We start from the raw sequence: 3,254 nt of genomic DNA on the forward strand, positions 1-3,254 counted from the left end.
GGAGCAAGCATCCTTTTTATCTATTCGTTAAAAGATGGCCCACTATTTCATGAAAAACACCTCTCTGGAAGATGGGGTTTATAGAGCGCTTACGACGGAACAACCAGCGTTCTATACCCTGCCAAGCAATCGTGAATGCCATAGTGAAGGTGCGCTGGGGGTGTCGGGGCTCATTTTGACCATAATTTCTATGTCTTTTCCGCGTGCTCCCTTTTTGCCAAATGGAAGTCACACACGGAAAAGACAGAAATTTATGCCCAAAATGCCCCCCGACTCCGCCGCTTGATTTGTGGTTTTTATAATCCGGTATTGATTTGGTTCATCCCCGTGCCTTTTTTTACCAGCACCCCCAAGCGGCGGAGCCGGGGCGATGCCCCAACACCCCCAGCGCACCAAATTGTGAATTCGCTTCGCTCAAAATATTAAGGTCGATCTCATTGCTGAAATCGACCTTAGAAGGTTATTAGAGACTCCTTCACAGTCTTTAGCCTGCTCGGGGCGTGTTTCGTTTGGCGTAGCTCTTGAAATCGGGATACCCGAAAACAAGAAGCATGACCAATCCGAAAAGCAGTTGAGCCACAGCGAAGATCGCTTTGCCCAGTAGCCCCCTTGGTTTGATATGCTTCATAATGTTGGGGTTAAAAAGCATGGTGAAAAATCCGTCCGCAATTCGTGAGAAGCGCAAACGGTTTTTCAAAGGGAAAATAAGTCCTTACTCCATGACTGGACTTTTCCTGTGTCAGAGATGGGCTACCTCACGCCATCCCTCTCTTAGTTCGTCCAAAATAGCTTTGTCTTTGATTTCTTTCCGGCATGCTTTGCAGTATGCGGAATAGTAGACCGCTTTACGGTTACCGAAATCCCAGGCACCATCTTGAAACGCAACATCAACATACACTTTTTTCACCATAGTGATACCGGCTTCTTTTAAGTCTGCACCGCATTTAGCGTTTGGGCAGATGCAATCATTTTTTGGAGACATAGTAGATGGGGTTAAAGGATAAAAAACGATTTGTGAGTGCTGGTTCTCCTGTTTGTTTTGGTGTGTGTATCCGAGATGTCAAAGAGCAAATAGAGGTAGCGGTGAGACACAGAAAAAAAGCCCAACTCAAATAAAGGAGTCGAAAACTTTTTTCCCTCAACCAACTAATCCATAATAATTATTTCAGGGAATTGCAAGATGAATCGGACAGTCCCGGCAAATGATTTTTGTAAGTGAGTTATTCCTTCCTTCTGCTCCAATTTTAACAAAAAAAACGCTTAGTCAAGGTTGTATTCAGTTCCGGTGCCCTGCACTGAATCTCCACCTTGACACGCGGTTTTTTTGTTGGGAGCTAGTCGAAGGAAGGGAAACAGCCCGACCTTCAAAAATTTTTTAACCCAATTATCATGACTCAAAAAACACTCTCACATCTCGACTCCTCAGCATTAAATTACCAATCAGTTCGATTCTACAATCCCGACAGAACACCAACGGATAAAGCTGCAAGAAAGTCTGAAAATAGAAAAGCACTGATTTCAAAAAATGCCCGATATGCGTTTCAGACATTTACCGGGCGCGGTGGATTACATGGATTGAAATGGCAAAATTTCCCAAATTTCGCTAAATACACCGGAGCTAAAAGGGATTTTGAAATGGGTCAGTTCTTCACCCCGGATGAGGTTTGCCGAACCGTTATCGAAATGCTGGAAATCGAACAGGAAAAAACGGTGGCGGATATTTGCTCCGGCAAAGGGTCATTTTTTAATTATCTCAAAGGTTGCCGTCTGTATGGAGTTGAAAAGGATTTCGATGCCTGGAAAATATCCAAACGGGCATTCCCGGAAGCGCAGATTCAAAATGTTGATATGCGGCAAATGCGATCCATTCCGGCTTGTGACTATATCGTTGGTAATCCGCCGTTCAGTCTGCATCTTCCATATGTCAATCATCCTCTTGGAACAAACAACAAGGTTGTCTCTCAAGATTTTCATCTCTACAAATGCTGGCAATGTCTAAAAGATGGTGGATTCGTTGGATTGGTTGTTCCGCATTTCAGAGGCAGGCTCGCCAATGAAAAAACGCACCGTTTCTTTCTTGAAAATTTTCGCACTGTTGCCATTATCATTTTGCCAAGCGGGACATTCCCTGCCCTGGGGAAAGGGCTGAAAACTAAAATTTTGATTGCCCAAAAGAAATCGAATATTAACCAATCAGGAATTTCAATTTTCAAAACCATTTTTCAGAATCGTTCGCAAGTTTTAAATGAATGGCGGAATTCTTCACAATATCTTGAATACAATGAAATGAAGCAAGATTTCGATTGACCGTTTTTGCTATGGTATTTATTTTTTCTGTCGATGCTTCAATTTTGCCTGTCGAGATTTCTGAAAATCGTCCAATACTTCTTTCTCAAAAATCATTCCGCCTGAAGTTTTGTAGTACGGAATTTTGTAATTTTTTACCAAAGAATAAAGGCGGGGTTGTGAGACATTTAAATACTTGCAGACATCACCAGTTGCAAGCAGTTTCAATTTCTTTTTCATATCGGATAATTTATTTGAGTTTCACCCGTTTATCAGTTTTCGCTTTTTGAATTCTTTTTTGCTGAAATTCAAGCACTGCACTTTTTGGAAAAATCCAACCGCCTGAAACTTTTTGTGCCGGTATCATTTTTTCCGCAATTATTCGTTGGACAAACCCGCGTGAAACGCCAAGAATCTTCCGTACATCTTTTGAGCTGCAAAGTTTGACTCCGCGAAAAGGATCAGGCTGCTGCATACAAACCAAACCTTATATCAACTTATCTGCTGAATCAGTATGCAATTGCATACTATTTTTGATATACTGTTTTTGCCAATTTCAATTAACATCAATCACCATGCCCCAAACAAAATCCTGCCAATTCGAAACACAGAACTTCATCTGCGAAATGACCATTCCGCCCGACCCGGAAAAATATCCGGTCGAACTCATGTTCACGGCAATGGGCTGGCATACTACGGTTGCCTTGAAGCCCGAAGAACTGCGCCGCTTTGTTCTGTTTTGCAATAAGCTATTGAAATCAAGCGATTTAAAAAATTCATAGATTCAAGTCTTGGACAGGCAAAAGTGAGTGATTCATTAAAATACCATTAAATTCTATAATCTTTGTTTGACTGCTTCGGCTGCAATGGTAAAATTCAACCACTATGGACTGAAAGTCCATAGAATGGCGGGCTAAAGCCCGTTGCGACTGAAAGTCGCTGATCTAAGGTACCGCTGCGCGGATCAT

General features: G+C 42.2%; 4 protein-coding genes. 1 reads left to right on the top strand and 3 read right to left on the bottom strand.

Translation table 11 applies throughout. The annotated features are described in order from the left end of the window. Window positions 1–484 precede the first annotated feature (484 nt). Window positions 485–697: a hypothetical protein gene (locus tag Q366_RS21480; RefSeq protein ID WP_156968246.1), complete on the bottom strand. Its 213-nt coding sequence runs from the start codon at window positions 695–697 to the stop codon at window positions 485–487. 692 nt (window positions 698–1,389) lie between these two features. Here Q366_RS21480 and Q366_RS19005 point away from each other — a divergent pair. Next, window positions 1,390–2,307 (top strand): HsdM family class I SAM-dependent methyltransferase, encoded by a 918-nt coding sequence (locus Q366_RS19005; RefSeq protein ID WP_084691916.1) that lies wholly within the window; start codon window positions 1,390–1,392, stop codon window positions 2,305–2,307. Window positions 2,308–2,325: 18 nt separating this feature from the next. On the opposite strand, the gene Q366_RS22485 is transcribed toward Q366_RS19005, so the two are convergent. Beyond that, window positions 2,326–2,526 (bottom strand): helix-turn-helix domain-containing protein, encoded by a 201-nt coding sequence (locus Q366_RS22485; protein ID WP_035242353.1) that lies wholly within the window; start codon window positions 2,524–2,526, stop codon window positions 2,326–2,328. Between the two features lie 10 nt (window positions 2,527–2,536). Then, window positions 2,537–2,761, bottom strand: coding sequence for a helix-turn-helix domain-containing protein (locus tag Q366_RS19015; protein ID WP_035242355.1), 225 nt, complete (start codon window positions 2,759–2,761; stop codon window positions 2,537–2,539). Window positions 2,762–3,254: the final 493 nt, after the last annotated feature.

This window comes from Desulfobacter vibrioformis DSM 8776 (assembly GCF_000745975.1).
GTDB classification, from domain to species: Bacteria; Desulfobacterota; Desulfobacteria; order Desulfobacterales; family Desulfobacteraceae; genus Desulfobacter; species Desulfobacter vibrioformis.